General features: G+C 67.0%; 13 protein-coding genes. 6 read left to right on the top strand and 7 right to left on the bottom strand.

Going from position 1 to position 15,369, the window contains the following annotated elements:
- Positions 1–172: 172 nt before the first annotated feature.
- The 3 genes from ABE423_RS03155 to ABE423_RS03145 form a co-directional block, all read right to left on the bottom strand.
- Entirely contained in the window at positions 173–1,891 is a 1,719-nt protein-coding gene (locus ABE423_RS03155; RefSeq protein WP_346484957.1) for a thiamine pyrophosphate-dependent enzyme, read from the bottom strand.
- A gap of 132 nt (positions 1,892–2,023) precedes the next feature.
- Complete coding sequence (locus tag ABE423_RS03150; RefSeq protein WP_125892751.1) at positions 2,024–2,881, bottom strand: SH3 domain-containing protein; 858 nt, start codon at positions 2,879–2,881, stop codon at positions 2,024–2,026.
- 36 nt (positions 2,882–2,917) lie between these two features.
- Entirely contained in the window at positions 2,918–3,400 is a 483-nt protein-coding gene (locus ABE423_RS03145) for a DUF3574 domain-containing protein (protein ID WP_346484956.1), read from the bottom strand.
- Positions 3,401–3,614: 214 nt separating this feature from the next.
- Between ABE423_RS03145 and ABE423_RS03140 the strand changes: the two genes are divergently transcribed.
- From ABE423_RS03140 to otsA, 4 genes are all read left to right on the top strand, one after another.
- Positions 3,615–6,050 (top strand): TonB-dependent receptor, encoded by a 2,436-nt coding sequence (locus ABE423_RS03140; protein ID WP_346484954.1) that lies wholly within the window; start codon positions 3,615–3,617, stop codon positions 6,048–6,050.
- A gap of 146 nt (positions 6,051–6,196) precedes the next feature.
- Positions 6,197–6,955: a trehalose-phosphatase gene (otsB, locus tag ABE423_RS03135; protein ID WP_032128814.1), complete on the top strand. Its 759-nt coding sequence runs from the start codon at positions 6,197–6,199 to the stop codon at positions 6,953–6,955.
- A 39-nt stretch (positions 6,956–6,994) separates the two neighbouring features.
- Positions 6,995–8,776 (top strand): glycoside hydrolase family 15 protein, encoded by a 1,782-nt coding sequence (locus tag ABE423_RS03130; RefSeq protein WP_346484952.1) that lies wholly within the window; start codon positions 6,995–6,997, stop codon positions 8,774–8,776.
- A complete protein-coding gene (gene otsA / locus ABE423_RS03125) occupies positions 8,773–10,137 on the top strand; it encodes an alpha,alpha-trehalose-phosphate synthase (UDP-forming) (RefSeq protein ID WP_253145697.1) in 1,365 nt (454 codons plus the stop codon). The genes ABE423_RS03130 and otsA overlap by 4 nt, the downstream gene beginning before the upstream one ends.
- 72 nt (positions 10,138–10,209) lie before the next feature.
- On the opposite strand, the gene ABE423_RS03120 is transcribed toward otsA, so the two are convergent.
- The 4 genes from ABE423_RS03120 to rluD are packed head-to-tail and all read right to left on the bottom strand — an operon-like array spanning position 10,210 to position 12,908.
- Entirely contained in the window at positions 10,210–10,647 is a 438-nt protein-coding gene (locus ABE423_RS03120; protein WP_293796328.1) for a thiol-disulfide oxidoreductase DCC family protein, read from the bottom strand.
- On the bottom strand, positions 10,622–11,128 hold the full coding sequence (locus tag ABE423_RS03115; RefSeq protein ID WP_346484949.1) for a DUF4166 domain-containing protein: 507 nt from the start codon (positions 11,126–11,128) through the stop codon (positions 10,622–10,624). Before ABE423_RS03115 ends, ABE423_RS03120 begins: the two co-directional genes overlap by 26 nt.
- Positions 11,129–11,148: 20 nt before the next feature.
- Positions 11,149–11,919, bottom strand: coding sequence for a peptidoglycan editing factor PgeF (gene pgeF / locus ABE423_RS03110; RefSeq protein ID WP_346484947.1), 771 nt, complete (start codon positions 11,917–11,919; stop codon positions 11,149–11,151).
- Complete coding sequence (rluD, locus tag ABE423_RS03105) at positions 11,919–12,908, bottom strand: 23S rRNA pseudouridine(1911/1915/1917) synthase RluD (protein WP_080291790.1); 990 nt, start codon at positions 12,906–12,908, stop codon at positions 11,919–11,921. Before rluD ends, pgeF begins: the two co-directional genes overlap by 1 nt.
- A gap of 113 nt (positions 12,909–13,021) precedes the next feature.
- Here rluD and ABE423_RS03100 point away from each other — a divergent pair, with 113 nt between their 5' ends.
- Both ABE423_RS03100 and ABE423_RS03095 read left to right on the top strand, forming a co-directional pair.
- A complete protein-coding gene (locus tag ABE423_RS03100) occupies positions 13,022–13,909 on the top strand; it encodes an outer membrane protein assembly factor BamD (RefSeq protein WP_029379759.1) in 888 nt (295 codons plus the stop codon).
- A gap of 190 nt (positions 13,910–14,099) precedes the next feature.
- Positions 14,100–15,302, top strand: coding sequence for a lipase family protein (locus ABE423_RS03095; RefSeq protein ID WP_125892739.1), 1,203 nt, complete (start codon positions 14,100–14,102; stop codon positions 15,300–15,302).
- The last annotated feature ends 67 nt before the right edge of the window (positions 15,303–15,369 follow it).

Genomic DNA, 15,369 nt, shown 5'->3' with positions numbered 1-15,369 from the left:
GGTCCGGTTGCGGGGGCGTGAGCGCCATGGATGGCGCGACCGAGCTTACATGGATGTACTTGCAGCGTCCCCCGCAACCGGACCCACCCCGCCATCCCTCAGGAAACCCGCTTCTGCTCTGGCTCCGGCTCGTAGCGGGTGCAGGGCGCAGCCCTGCATCAAACCCACCCCGTTACTTCTTCAGGAAGTTGTCCACCAGCAGATGCTTCACGTCGTCGAAGCGGCCGTTCAACACCGCCTTGGCCGCATACAGCGCGGTACCGGCCACCTGCTTGGCCTCGATCTGCGGCGGCATCACCAGCTCGGCGCGGCTGGTATGCACGTCCAGCAGCGCCGGGCCGCGCTGCGCCAGGAAGTCCTGCACCGCCTCCTCCAGATCCTCGCTGCGGGTCACCGTGCGGCCGTGGAAGCCGATCACCTCGGCCAAGCGGCCGAAGTCCGGGTTCTTCAGGTCGGTGTAGTTGTCCAGCAGGCCTTCCACCTTCTGCTCCAGCTCGACGAAGTTCAGCGAGCCATTGTTGAACACCACCACCTTGATCGGCAGGTTCTCCTGCACGGCCGTCAGCAGGTCGCCCAGCAGCATCGCCAGGCCGCCATCGCCGGACAGCGAAATCACCTGCCGGCCGGGGAACGCCTTCTGCAGGCCCAGTGCCTGCGGCATTGCATTGGCCATCGTGCCGTGCAGCAGGCTGGTCAGCGTGCGGCGGCGACCGTTGACGCGGATATGCCGCAGCACCCAGACCATCGGCGAGCCGCCGTCAGCGGTGAACAGCGCATCGTCGCTGGCGTACTTCGACAGCAGCGCGGTCAGATGCTGCGGGTGGATCAGCTCGCCCTCGCCCGGCTGTTCTTCCTGCTCGCGCTTCTTCAGCGCCTTGTCGCGACGTTCGATACATTCGTCCAGGAAACTGCTGTCCTCGCGCGGCGGCAACATCGGCAGCAAGGCATCCAGCGTCGGTGCGATGTCACCGACCACGCCCAGGTTCACCGGGTGGCGGCGGCCGAGATGGCTGCCATCGCGGTCGACCTGGATGATCGTGGCCTTGTCCGGGTAGAACTGGCCCCAGGCGAAGTCGGCGCCGAGCAGCAGCAGCGTGTCGCACTCCATCAGCGTGTGGAAGCCGGATTCGATACCGAAGATGCCGGTCATGCCCATGTTGTACGGGTTGTCCGGCTCGACGAAATCCTTGGCGCGCGAGGTGTGCGCCACCGGCGCCTGCAACCTGCGCGCCAGTTCCAACAACTGCACGTGTGCACCCTGGCAGCCGGCGCCGGCATAGATGCCGATGCGCTTGCCCTGCCCCAACAACTCGGCAATACGCTGCAGTTCCGCGTCGGAGGGGCGCAGCACCGGCTGGGTGTAGTGCACCGAGAACGGCACATCGTGCTTCACCTCGGCCTCGCTGATGTCAGCCGGCAGGATCACTACGGCGACGCCGCGACGGCTGATCGCGGCCTGGCAGGCCAGCGCCACCACGCGTCGCGCCTGTTCGGCACTGTGCACCTGCTCGCAGAACACCGTGCAGCTGCCATACACCGCCTTGAAGTCCACTTCCTGCGGGAACTCCATGCCCAGCTCGCTGGTGACGATCTGGCTGGCGATCAGCACCATCGGCGCGCGGTTGCGATTGCTCTCGAAGATGCCATTGATGAAGTGCAGGCCACCGGGCCCACAGGAACCGGCGCAGGCGGTCAGTTCGCCACTTACCAGCGAATCGGCACCGGCGGCGAATGCGGCCACTTCCTCATGCCGTACGTGCACCCAGGCGATGTCACTGCCATGCATCGCATCGGTCACATGATTGAGCGTATCGCCCACGATGCCGTAGCAACGGCGGACACCAGCCTGCCGCAGGGCGTCCACCACGATTTCGGCCACGCGCTTGCTCATCGGATACATCCTCGAACGGGGGAACATCCGAGGCTAGACCCGATGAAGTGATGCCACCGCAAAAAAAGGGGACGGAGGGAATTAAGTCGTTTGTGCCGTTAACGACTTAATTCCCTCCGTCCCCTTTTTTCTTCAATCGTTGACGTTGATCCAGCCCACCACCGCGCCCTGCTTCGGGTTGCGGTAGCGCAGCTTCATCCAGCCATCCTGTTCATCCAGCATCTCCACGTGGTCGCCCTGCACCAGATAACGCTTGGTGCTGGATGCACCGGGTCGGTCGAACAGGAACAGGCGCGCTGGCACCACGGTGGCCTGCTGGCCACGCAGCGGCCCATTCGGCGGTGCGCCCAGGCCATCAGCGATGGCGGTCTCCAGCACACGACCGGCGGGATCATAGGTACGCCAGACCGCCAACGGGCCCTGCTCGTCGCTCTGTTCCCATTGCAACGCGGCGTTCACCGTGTCGCCCAGCATCAGAACGCTTTCGCTGCGGTAGAGATAGAGCTTCGCACCTGCAAACCGGTACTGGTCGGCGTACCACATCGGGCCACTGCGGCAGCTGCTGGTCAGGGTTCGAGTGGCAGCATCCACGCTCAACCCCATCAGGTCACCGCAGCTGTCCTTGCCATGGGTGTCGGCCTGCAGCGCGCGGAACCCGGCACTGGCCGGGTCGAAGCGGTACACCGCCACCGCCTCGTTGACCATGCCCACCGATGCACGCGCGACCAGTTCCGGATATCCATCGAAATCGACGTCTTCCAGCGACCATCGCGAATTGCCATCGGCATCCGCCGCACCCGCCAGCGTCTGGCGCTTGCCTGATGGTGACAGCTGCACTGCGATGCTGCCGTCCTGCTGGGGATCGGCATGCGCCTGCACATGCGCGGCCACCTGGAAGCGTAGCGTTTCGCTATCGTCCCCACGCGCCTGCGCCGTCGGTGCCAGCACACCTGCCAATACCAGGCCCAGCAGGCATTCCCTGTAGTTCATCATCGCTCCCTGCGGCACCGCGGCGGCACCTTCAACTCAGAACGATACCTCGACCGCTTGCCGCGACCACAGCACCGATTGATGCTTGGTCTGCTGCTTCCACGCCAGGCGGATGGCTTCGATATCGGTACGGCGCTGCGGGGTGTCCTCGTGCAGCACCACCAGCACCTTGGTGCGCAGGCGGTTGGGCGAGGCATCGCTGCGGAACAGCCACTGGCCATAGGCATCGAACACGGTCAGGCCATCCGGGAAGCGCGGGGTCACTTCCTTGTCCAGGAAAGCGCGCCACTGCGTCTCGCTGATGGTGTCGGCCTGCGGACGGTTGCCGGCGCCCTGCTCCTCGCCCACGCCGAAGTACAGCTCACTGCGCACCCAGCCGTGGCCGGCGGACGGGCGTGCGGCATCACCCTTCAGTTCGGCGGTGGTGGCCGTGGCATAGGCGCTGGGCGCCTGAGAGGACAGGCTGGCGCAGCCACTGGTGGCCAGCAGCACGGCGAAGACGAGGCCAAGGTGTTTCATCGGTACAGCTCCGGGGAAGGGGGGCAAGGCGAGCCGGCAGCGTACAGCGCCACTGGCCCGGCGTGCTGATGCCAGCAGGGCATCAGCTCATGCCGGGACGGCAGGGACTTGCATCGGCACCGGCCATCACGCGAAGATAATATATCGCTTCATCCGGATGGATGTAAGTGAAACCATCTCCCCCTTCCCCGTCGTCGTTGTTGCTGGAGCCCCCATGTCCATCCGCCTGCCCGCGTCGCCGCTCGGCCTCGCCATCGCCCTCGCGCTTTCCTCCACCGCCGTCCCGGCCCTGGCCCAGGACGCTACCAACCTCGACACCGTGATCGTCACCGGCACCCGTGCCGCCGACCGCACCGTGCTCGAATCCACCTCGCCGGTGGATGTGCTCACCGCCGAGGACATCCGCAAGGCGGGCGTGGTCAACGGTGAGCTGGGCAGTGCGCTGCAGGCCCTGCTGCCGTCGTTCAACTTCCCGCGCCAGTCCAACTCCGGCGGCGCCGACCACGTGCGCGCCGCACAGCTGCGTGGCCTGTCGCCGGACCAGGTGCTGGTGCTGGTCAATGGCAAGCGCCGCCACCACACCGCGCTGGTGAACACCGACAGCAAGATCGGCAAGGGCACCACGCCGGTCGACTTCAATTCGATCCCGGTCAGCGCGATCAAGCGCATCGAAGTGCTGCGCGACGGCGCCGGTGCGCTGTACGGTTCGGACGCCGTGGCCGGCGTGATCAACGTGATCCTCGACAACGGCGGCGACGGTGGCGAGATCGAGGCCAGCTACGGTGCCAACCACACCGACCTCAAGCCGATCGGCCGCACCCTCACCGACGGCCAGACCGGCAACATCAGCGCCAAGGTCGGCACCTCGCTGGGTGAGGACGGCGGCTTCCTGCGTGTCGGCCTGGAGTACAAGCACCGCAACGGCACCAACCGCGCCGGCTTCGACCAGATTCCGCCGTGGGACCAGACGCCGGACAACCTGGCGCTGCAGGGCAAGCGCAACTACGTGCTGGGCGATGGCAAGAGCAAGGACATCAACCTGTGGCTGAACACTGAGATCCCGGTGGGCCAGACGTCGACGTTCTACGCGTTCGGCACCTTCAACCAGCGTGATACCGAAGGCGCGAACTACTTCCGCTACCCCGATGGCGATGCCAACTGGAAGCAGGTCTATCCGAACGGTTACCGGCCGATCTCCGAAGGCGAGAACCGCGACGTGCAGGCCGTGGCCGGCGTGCGCGGCCAGTGGGGTGAATGGAGCTACGACGGCAGCCTGGATTACGGCCAGAACGACTTCACCTACCGCCTGCGTGATTCGCTCAACGCGTCGCTGGGCCCGACCAGCCCGACCCGCTTCAAGACCGCCGACTACGAATACGCACAGACCGTGGGCAACCTCGACCTGAGTCGTGTGTTCACCCAGAGCGACAGCATCAGCCACACCCTGGGCCTGGGCGTGGAAGCACGGCACGAGCGCTACCAGACCCGTCCCGGCGACCCGGCCAGCTACGCCGCCGGCCCTTACACCGATCGCCCAACCGGCTCGCAGGCCGGTGGCGGCCTGACCCCGCAGGATGCGGCGCGCCTGTCGCGCGACGTGGCCAGCGCCTACGCCAGCCTGTCCAGCCAGTTCGGCGAGAAGTTCTCCACCGATCTAGCCGCACGCTACGAGCACAACGACGACTTCGGCGGTGAACTGACCGGCAAGCTCGGCCTGCGCTATGAGTTCACCCCGGCGTTCGCGCTGCGCGGCGCCATCTCCAACAACTTCCGTGCGCCGTCGCTGGCGCAGATCGGCTACGAATCCACCTCCACCGGCTACAACGCCGGCGGACAGCTGGTGCAGGGCCGCCTGTTGTCGGTCAACAATCTGATCGCCCGTGGCCTGGGTGCGCAGAACCTGAAGCCGGAAAAGTCGATCAATACCTCGCTGGGCTTCACCAGCCGCATCGGCGAGCACTTCGACCTGTCGCTGGACTTCTTCCAGATCGACATCGACGACCGCATCGCGCTGTCGGAGAGCATCACCGGTGATGCATTGACCGACTACGTGGCGGCCAACTACGGCGTCAGCGGCCTGCAGAGCGCCAGTTTCTTCGTCAACGCCGCCGACACCCGCACCCGCGGCGCCGAACTGGTGAGCAACTGGCGCCAGTCGCTGGGCGATGGCCAGCTGCTGTTGACCGGCACCTATGCGTACACGAAGACCACGCTGAAGAACGTGCTGGCCACGCCGGCGCAGCTGCGCGCGCTGAACCCGGACTATGTGCTGTTCGGTATCGAAGAGACCAACACCCTCACCGATGCCACCCCGCGTACGCGCGGCAGTCTCTCGGCCGCATGGAGCAACGACCACTGGTCGCTTAGTACCCGCGTGAACCGCTATGGCAGCGCCACCCGCGTGTTCAACTTCGGTGATGGCTACATCCCGCGCCAGACCTACCAGGCCGAATGGCAGCTGGATGCGGAAGTGGAGTACCGCATCACCCCGCAATGGAGCGTGGCCATCGGCGGCCAGAACCTGACCGACAACTACCCGGATCGATCCAACAGCGATATCCACTACTTCGGCAACCTGCCGTACGACGTGCTGTCGCCGATCGGCAGCAATGGCGCGTATTACTACGGCCGCGTCCGCTATACGTTCTGATTCATCAGTCCGGTAGTGCCGGCCGCTGGCCGGCAACCTCAGGGTGCATCCAGGGACCATGACGGTGCCGGCCAGCGGCCGGCACTACCAGATCCGTAGCCTGCCCTCGACCCCACGTACACGCCCGCGCTGGCAAGCTGGGCGTCATGGCTGAACCGCTCCCCCTGCGTCCGCCACCGCCATTGCTGGATGACGCCTGCGCGTTGTTCCTCGATGTCGACGGCACCCTGATCGAATTCGCTGCACGCCCGGATGCCGTGCAGTTGCTGCCGGATGTGCGTGAAGCCATCGGCCGCATCAGCGACCGCCTGGAAGGTGCCGTGGCACTGGTCAGTGGTCGCCCGCTTGAGCAGCTGGATCAACTATTCGCTCCCCTGAAATTGCCCGCCGCCGGCCTGCATGGCCACGAACTGCGCGGCGAAGACGGTCGCGTCCTGCGCGACGAACACGACGACGACACCGCCGAGTGGCTGCACGCGCTGCACCAGCAGGCGATGCGCTTCGCCCATGGCCATCCCGGCGTGCTGGTGGAAGACAAGGGCGTCGGCCTGGCGCTGCATTGGCGCGGTGCGCCGCACGCGGCAAGTGATGTGCGCGCCTTCGCCGACCGCCATGTGCGTGGCCGTGCCAGCTATCGCCTGCAGCCCGGTGACCATGTGGTCGAATTCGTTCCGGTCGGCACCGACAAGGGCCGTGCCGTGCGCCGGATGATGCAGTACCTGCCGTTCCGCGGCCGCCTGCCGGTGTTCCTCGGCGATGACCTGACCGATGAGTTCGGCTTCGACGCCGCCAATGGCCAGCATGGCTGGAGCGTACTGGTGGGCGAACGGGAACCCAGCAAAGCCGTGTTCGCGCTGCCCGACATACGCAGCGTGCACGCCTGGCTGCGTGAGAATGCCTATTGACCCGGCCACCCCACGGCCGCAACCGAGATGTACCGCGTGATGACCCAACCCGATCTTGATCTGGGCGTGGTCGGCAACGGCAGCTTCGGCGCCCTGGTCGACAAACGTGCCCGCGTTGTCTGGAGCTGCCTGCCCACCTTCGACGGCGACCCCACCTTCTGTGCCCTGCTCGGCCCCAACCAGCAGACGGGTGGCGACTTCGCCATCGAGCTGGAGGACTTCGCGAGCAGCGAGCAGGAATACCTGACCAACACCGCGATCCTGCGTACCGTGCTGCGCGACGCGCACGGTGGTGAACTGGAAATCCTTGATTTCGCCCCGCGCTGGCGCCAGAACGACCGTTTCTACCGACCGGTCAGCCTGATCCGCCAGGTACGACCACTGGCCGGCAGCCCACGCATCACCGTGCACGCACGGCCACTGGCCGACTGGGGCGCACGCGTGCCCGAGTCCACCTGGGGCAGCAACCACGTGCGCTGGATCCTGCCCGAACACGTGCTGCGGCTGACCACCGACGTGCCGGTGCGCTTCATCCGCGATGGCCTGCCGTTCGTGCTCAACCATCCCATCCACCTGATCCTGGGCGTGGATGAATCGCTCAACCGCTCGATCAGTGGCTATGTGCAGGAAGCCTTCCAGCGCACCCGCGACTACTGGCGCGAATGGGTGCGCTACCTGTCCATTCCACTGGAATGGCAGGACGCGGTGATCCGCAGTGCGATCACCCTGAAGCTGTGCCAGTACGAGGACAGCGGCGCGATCATCGCGGCAATGACCACCTCCATTCCGGAAGCGCCCGGCAGCGTGCGCAACTGGGACTACCGCTACTGCTGGCTGCGTGATGCCGCGTTCGTGGTGCGCGCACTGAATCGCCTCGGCGCAACGCGCACGATGGAACAGTTCCTCGGCTATATCTTCAACCTGGCCACCACCGACGGCACGTTGCAGCCGCTGTATGGCATCGGTTTCGAGGCCAAGCTGGACGAGGACGAAGTACCCAGCCTGTCCGGCTACCGTGGCATGGGCCCGGTGCGGCGCGGCAACCTGGCCTGGGTGCAGCGCCAGCACGATGTCTACGGCAGCGTGGTGCTGGCGTCCACGCAGTTGTTCTTCGACCGGCGCCTGCAGGACCCGGGCGATGCGCACACCTTCGCCCGCCTGGAACCCTTGGGTGAACAGGCGTTCGCCCTGCACGACGTGCCTGATGCCGGCCTGTGGGAGTTCCGCGGCCGCACCGAAGTGCACACCTACACCAGCGCGATGTGCTGGGCCGCCTGCGACCGCCTGTGCAAAATCGCCGTGCGCCTGAAGCGCGATGACCGCGCCCACTACTGGCGCGAGCGTGCCGACACCATCCATGCGCGCATCATGGCCGAGTCCTGGAGCGAGGAGCTGGGCCACTTCACCGACACCTTCGGTGGTCATCGGCTGGACGCCTCGTTGCTGCTGCTGGCCGACATCGGCTTCATCGACGCGATGGATGCGCGCTTCATTGCCACCGTCGACGCCATCGGGCGCGACCTCAAGCATGGCAACTCGCTGTACCGCTATATCGCGCCGGATGACTTCGGCGAACCGGAAACCAGCTTCACCATCTGCACCTTCTGGTACATCGATGCGCTGGCGGCAATCGGGCGCATGGACGAAGCACGCGGGATGTTCGAGCTGCTGCTGAAACAGCGCAACCACCTGGGCCTGCTGTCGGAGGATCTGGCCTTCGACAGCGGCGAGGCCTGGGGCAATTTCCCGCAGACCTATTCGCACGTCGGCCTGATCACCGCCGCGATGCGCCTGTCGCGGTCCTGGCAGGAGGCATCGTGAGTCGTCTGGTGGTGGTTTCAAACCGTGTGGCCGTACCGGGCGAGAACCGTGCAGGCGGCCTGGCGGTGGGCCTGCTGGCCGCGTTGAAGGAACGTGGCGGCATGTGGTTCGGCTGGAGCGGCAAGAGCGTGCGCGACGGCAGCGGCACGCTGCACACGCAGAAGGATGGCGATATCGAATTCGTCACCCTCGACCTGAGCAAGCGCGAGGTCGATGGCTACTACAACGGTTTCGCCAATCGCACCCTCTGGCCGTTGCTGCACTTCCGCCTGGATCTGGTCGACTACGACCGGGGCACCCGCGAGACCTACCATAAGGTCAACGCGCTGTTCGCCGACAAGCTCGCGCCGCTGCTGCGCGAGGACGACATCGTCTGGATCCACGACTACCACCTGATCCCGCTTGGTGCGCTGCTGCGCGAGCGTGGCATCGGCTGCCGCATCGGCTTCTTCCTGCACATCCCGATGCCGTCGGCCGACCTGCTGCAGGCCATGCCCGACCACCTTCGGTTGTTCTCCGCGCTGTACGCCTACGATCTGGTCGGCTTCCAGACCCAGCGCGACGCCGATCGCTTCCAGACCTACCTGCGCCTGTTCGGCGGCGGCCGCGTGCTCGAAAACGGCGAGCTGGAAGCACCGGGCGGGCGCCGCTTCCGTGCGGCGGCGTTCCCGATCGGTATCGACACCGAGCTGATCGCGCGACAGGCCGGCACCGCCGCCACCAAGGCCGCTGTGAAGAACCTGCGCAACAGCCTGCGTGATCGCCAGCTGGCGATCGGCGTGGATCGCCTGGACTATTCCAAGGGCCTGCCCGAACGCTTCCTCGGCTTCGAGCGCTACCTGGAGCGCCATCCGGATCAGCGCGGCTCGCTGACCTACCTGCAGATCGCCCCGGTCTCGCGCGGCGATGTCACCGAGTACCGGCAGCTGCGCAGCCAGCTGGAACAGATCGCCGGCCACATCAACGGTGGCCACGCCGAACCGGACTGGACGCCGCTGCGCTACGTCAACCAGAACTTCACCCACGCCACCCTCACCGGCTTCTACCGGGCGGCGGCAGTGGGCCTGGTCACGCCGCTGCGCGATGGCATGAACCTGGTAGCCAAGGAGTACGTGGCGTCGCAGGACCCGGAAGACCCCGGCGTGCTGGTGCTGTCGCTGCTGGCCGGCGCCGCCGACGAACTCAAGCAGGCGCTGCTGGTGAACCCGCATGATCTGGACGGCGTGGCCGACGCCATCGCCACCGCGGCAACGATGTCGCTGCGCAGGCGCCAGGAACGCTGGCACGCGATGATGGAGCACCTGCGCACCTACGACATCAACCACTGGCGCCGCAGCTATCTAGACGCGCTGGAAGGTTGAGGGAAAAAGGGGACGGAGGGGATTAAGTCGTTTTTGGACAAACGACTTAATACCCACCGTCCCCTTTTTTCTTCAATCCAGGAACCGCGCGGCCTGCTCCGGTGCGGGCAGGTAACAGGCGTCATGCCGCCCGAACCAGCGGTAGCGGTTGCGGGCCAGCGCGCGGTACGCGGCATCACGCCAGCTGCGCGGCAGCACGCGCAATGCACCGGTCAGACGCCAGACGCCGCCCAGCCCCGCCAGCACGCGAAGGATCGCATCGGTATCGGTCCAGGCGCCCTGTGCGTCCAGCAGCAGGAACGACATCGGGTCCTGCGGGTCCAGCCCGTGCGCGCGCAACATCGCACTGCCCTGCGCGCCCTGCATCGCCGCAAAGCGGTAGCGGCCCTTGCGGTCGAAACGCAGCAGGAAGCGCACCCAGCGGTTGCACAGCGCGCACACGCCATCGAACACGATCACCGCGCTGCCGGCCTCGGCGGCGGAATCACTGCGGTTCGAGCCAGCCTTCATAGCGGATCAGGGCTCCGGCCCAGGGCAAGGTCACATCGACCAGGAAAGTGTAACGCTCACCCTGCCAGGCTTCGCGGCAACGCACACCACCAAACCAGCGCCTCGGCAGCGGCAGCAGCCCGAACGCCCAGACCCGCCGCACCGACCAGTCGATGCCACCCTCGCGGGCCTGCAGGTCGAACTCGAAGCGCACTGCGCCCAACTGCTCGCGCAGGTATCCCTCGTGTACCCACAGCCGCGACACCATCGGCCAGCGACCGAATCGTCGTGCCCATTGCTCGCCCTGCCCGTGTGCACTGAACGCCACTTCGGTGGGCAGCGCGTCGCCGTCCTTCGGCAACTGCGCCAACGCGGCCAGCAGCGGCACCAGCCAGTGCCGCCCTCTCACGATGCGCGCCTGCCCCACGTAGCGGCAAGGCAACGGCACGGCATGCAGCGCCTGCACCGGCGCGGCCAGGGTGGCGAAGGCCGACCCCAGCACGCGCGCGAACAGCGGCGAGGTCAGGGCGCGATCCAGGCCAGGGTCGCCATGCGCCCGGTGCGACGGTCGCGCCGGTGCGAATACAGGTCCGGATCGGCCATCGTCGACACCGTGCCGCCATAGACCTGCGCCGGATCCATCCCCGCCGCCTGCAACCGCTGCCGCGCCAGCGCGAACAGATCCACCTTCCAGTGCCCCTGGCGTGTCGCCACAAACGCCGCCTCGGCCGCCGGATCATGGCCGACGAAGGCGTGGAAGACCTCTTCGCCGATCTCGTAATCGGCCGGTCCGGCCGCCGGGCCCAGCCAGGCGCGCAGCTGCGCCGGCGGGGTGTGCATGGCGGCCACGGTGGCCTCCAGCATGCCGTCGGCCAACCCACGCCAGCCGGCGTGCGCAGCGCCCACCTCGCTGCCATCGACGGCGGCGAACACCACCGGCAGGCAGTCAGCGGTCAGGATCGCCAGCACCACGCCCGGCACCGAGGTCACCGCGGCGTCGGCTACCGGTTCGCTGGCACCGGCCACTGGCGGCGCGTTGAAGCGCAGCACGGTACTGCTGTGCACCTGGCGCAGCCAGTGCGGTGCCGACGGCAGCGCCAGCCCCTGCTGCAGCAGCTGCCGGTTGTGCTCCACGTTGGCCGGGGTATCACCATCGGCCGCGTGCCGGTTGCCCAGGTTGAACTGCGCGAACGGCGCCGGCGAAATGCCCGCACCGTGCCGACGCGTGGTCAGCGCATGGACGCCCGGAGGCGCCGGCCAGTCCGCCTGCAGCAAAGGCAACGCGGCGGCCATCACCAGCGGTCCCGCTCGCGTGCGGCGAAAGCTTCGCTGTCTTCGCGCAGCACCTTCATCAGGTGCAGCATGTCGTCCGGCACCGGCGCGGTGTTGCGCACCGGCTCACCGGTGATCGGGTGCGTGAACTCCAGGGTCTCGGCGTGCAGGGCCTGGCGCTTGAAGCCGCGCAGCGCGGCTACCAGCTCATCGCTGGCGCCCTTGGGCAGCTTCAGCGCACCGCCGTACAGCGGGTCACCGATGATCGGATGGCGCACATGCGCCATGTGCACGCGGATCTGATGGGTACGGCCGGTTTCCAGGCGGCACTCCAGCGCGGTGTGCGCACGGAAGCGCTCGCGCAGTCGGTAATGGGTGATCGCTTCCTTGCCATCCTCGCGCACGGCCATCTTCAGGCGGTCGCGTGGGTGGCGGTCGATCGGGGCATCGGCGGTACCGCCGGCCACCAGCGCACCCATCACGATGGCCAGGTACTGGCGGTGCACGTCGCGCGCGGCCAGCTGCTCGACCAGTGCGGTCTGCGCTTCCAGGGTCTTGGCCACCACCATCACGCCGCTGGTGTCCTTGTCCAGGCGGTGCACGATGCCGGCGCGCGGCAGCACCGCCACCGACGGGTCGCGGAACAGCAGGGCGTTGACCAGGGTGCCGCTGTGGTTGCCCGCGCCCGGGTGCACCACCAGGCCGACCGGCTTGTTGATCACCAGCAGGTGCTCGTCCTCGAACAGCACGTCCAGCGGGATGTCCTCCGGCTGGGCGTCGGTCTGGGTCTCGAGCACCACATTGAGGGTCACGAGCTCGCCGCCGCGCAGCGGATCGCGCGGGCGCACCTGGGCGCCGTCCAGCAGCACCTCACCGGCCTTGATCCACTCGGTCAGGCGCGAACGCGAGTATTCGGGGAACAGTTCGGCCACCACGGCGTCGAAACGACGGCCGGCAGCGGTGTCGGGGACGATGGCCTGGCGGGCCGATTCAGAGGGTTGTTCAGACATGGCAGGGGGCATTCTTTGAAATTTTGGGGTCCCGGCGGCCGGTTTCAGTCGCTGGACAGGACACTAGGCTATCATCGACCCTTCGTATTCCAGCCGCGTCCCGCCTCGACCCCATGATCCGACGCTCCGCCATGCTCTCCGCGCCCGTCCGCCTCACCGCCCTGCTGCTGGTGCTGGTCATCGCCGCCACCGGCTGCCACCGTGGTGCCAAGAAGGGCGATCGCCCCGATGAAGGGACGCCGGTCGAACAGTTGTACGAGAAGAGCCACAAGCTGATGCAGGGTGGCAACTGGAGCGGCGCCGAAGCCAGCTTCCGCCGCCTGGTGGCCCAGTATCCGTACGGTCCGTACACCGAGCAGGCGATGATCGAGACCGCCTACGCCCAGTACAAGGCCGGCAAGCACGATGACGCGGTGTCCAGCATCGACCGCTTCATCCGTACCTACCCGACCCATCGCAACATCGCGTACCTGTACTACCTGCGCGGCCTGGCCAACTCCAACCGCAGTACGGTTTTCCTGCGCCGCGTATGGTCGCTGGATGCCAGCCGTCGCGACCTGTCCACGCCGCACCAGGCGTATTCGGACTTCAACATCGTGGTGGACCGCTACCCGAACAGCCGCTACGCCGCCGATGCGCGCCAGCGCATGCTGGAGCTGCGTGACGTGTTCGCCCAGCATGAGCTGGACAACGCCCTGTACTACATGCGCCGCGGCGCCTGGGTCTCGGCCGCCGGCCGCGCCAACTACCTGCTGGAAACCTACCCGCAGAGCGCGTTCCAGTACGACGCCGTGGCTGTGCTGGCCGATTCCTACACCCACCTGGGCAACAAGACCCTGGCCGACGATGCCCGCCGCGTCCTGCAGCTGAACCAGCCGGACCACCCGTGGCTGGAAGGCAAGTGGCCGAAGTACCCGTGGATGATCCGCAAGCTGAACCCGTTCGCCGGCGAAAAGTCCGCCAGCACCGGCCAGCGCAACGCGCGACTGGAAAAGAAGTAAAAGAAGGCCCCGAAAGGGGCCTTTTCTTTGTCGGCAGATCCACGCCATGCGTGGAGGGTTCGTGCGCCCATGGACCACGACACTAGGAATTCTACGAATTCCCGGCGGATGCGACGCCGGTCGCATCCCGCTCCGGCGACGCCCTCCACACTGCGGCGCAACGGCCATCCCGGCCGTGAAGGAGCGCCCCATGACCCTACCGCCCCGCCGTTTCCGCCCCCTCGCCTGCCTCCTCGCCACCGCCCTGCTGGCGCTGTCCTCGGCACCCCTGGCTGCCGCACCGGGTGCACCGGGCGATCTGCTGTCTGCTGCCCCCTATCGCGCGTCATGGGTGCCGTCCAAGGCTGTGCAGGCCTACAAGCTCCACTACCGCACCCCGGATCTTCGCGGCCAACTGGCCGAAGGCACCGGCCTGCTGTACCTGCCCGCCGGCGCGGCTCCAGCGGGCGGCTGGCCGGTGGTGTCCTGGGCACATGGCACCCAGGGCATCGCAGATCGCTGCGCGCCCTCGGTGTCCGGCCCCTACCAACCCGAACGCGACGGGCGCTTCCTCGATCAGTTCCTGGCCCAGGGCTATGCGGTGGTCGCCGCGGACTATCAGGGGCTCGGCAGCCCCGGCGAGCATGCCTATCTGCACGTCCGCACGGCCGCGCGCAATGCCATCGACCTGGTCAAGGCCAGCCGCCAGTACCTGGGCAACGCAGCGCTGTCGCCGCGCTGGGTCTCGGTCGGTCATTCACAGGGTGGCGCTGCAGCCCTCACAGCCGGGCATCTGGCGCCCACCTATGGTGGCCCTTCCCTGCACTACCGCGGCAGCTTCACCACCGGCACGCCCACCGCCGTCGAGCTGACTGCGCTGGTGATGAAGCCGGACAACCGCACCGCCAATCCTGGCGCGCTCAACGCGTATCACGCGTATCTGCTCGACGGTCTTTTGCAGGTTGCGCCACAGATCGACCGCGTCCTCAGCGACACCGGTCGCGCCCGCGTGGCAGTGGCACGCGAACAGTGCCTGGGCGAATTGGCCACCACGCTGGACGGTGCAGATACCGGCAGCATGTTCACTGCACCGCTGACCAGCGTGCCGGGCATCTGGGCGGTGCTGTACGACTATCTCGGTGTACCGCGCCGCGGCTTCAGCCAACCGCTGATGCTGGGCCACGGCAGCGAGGACCGCGATGTGCCCTATCTGACCACCCTGCTGTATGCCGCAGGCCTAGCCCTGCGAGGCGAGCCGGTCGCGTTCCGGCGTTACCCGGTCGACCACCGCGGCACGCTGGATGCGGCGGCAGCCGATGGGCTGGCGTTCGTGCGTGCGCGGTTGAGGGACAGCCCGTTCGACGAAGCCACCGAAACTGCCGATCTCGAACAGCTGCTCGACGAAGCCCGGTAGATCCATGCCATGCGTGGAAGGCCTGAAATGTAGCGTCGAGCCACGCTCGACTGCCTCTGAGCCGAGC

Origin of the sequence: Stenotrophomonas sp. TWI1409 (assembly GCF_039673015.1) — a bacterium.
In the GTDB taxonomy this organism is placed as follows: domain Bacteria; phylum Pseudomonadota; class Gammaproteobacteria; order Xanthomonadales; family Xanthomonadaceae; genus Stenotrophomonas; species Stenotrophomonas maltophilia_A.
The sequence above is the reverse complement of the archived record's forward strand: the minus strand, read 5'-3'. Positions and strand labels throughout refer to the sequence as shown.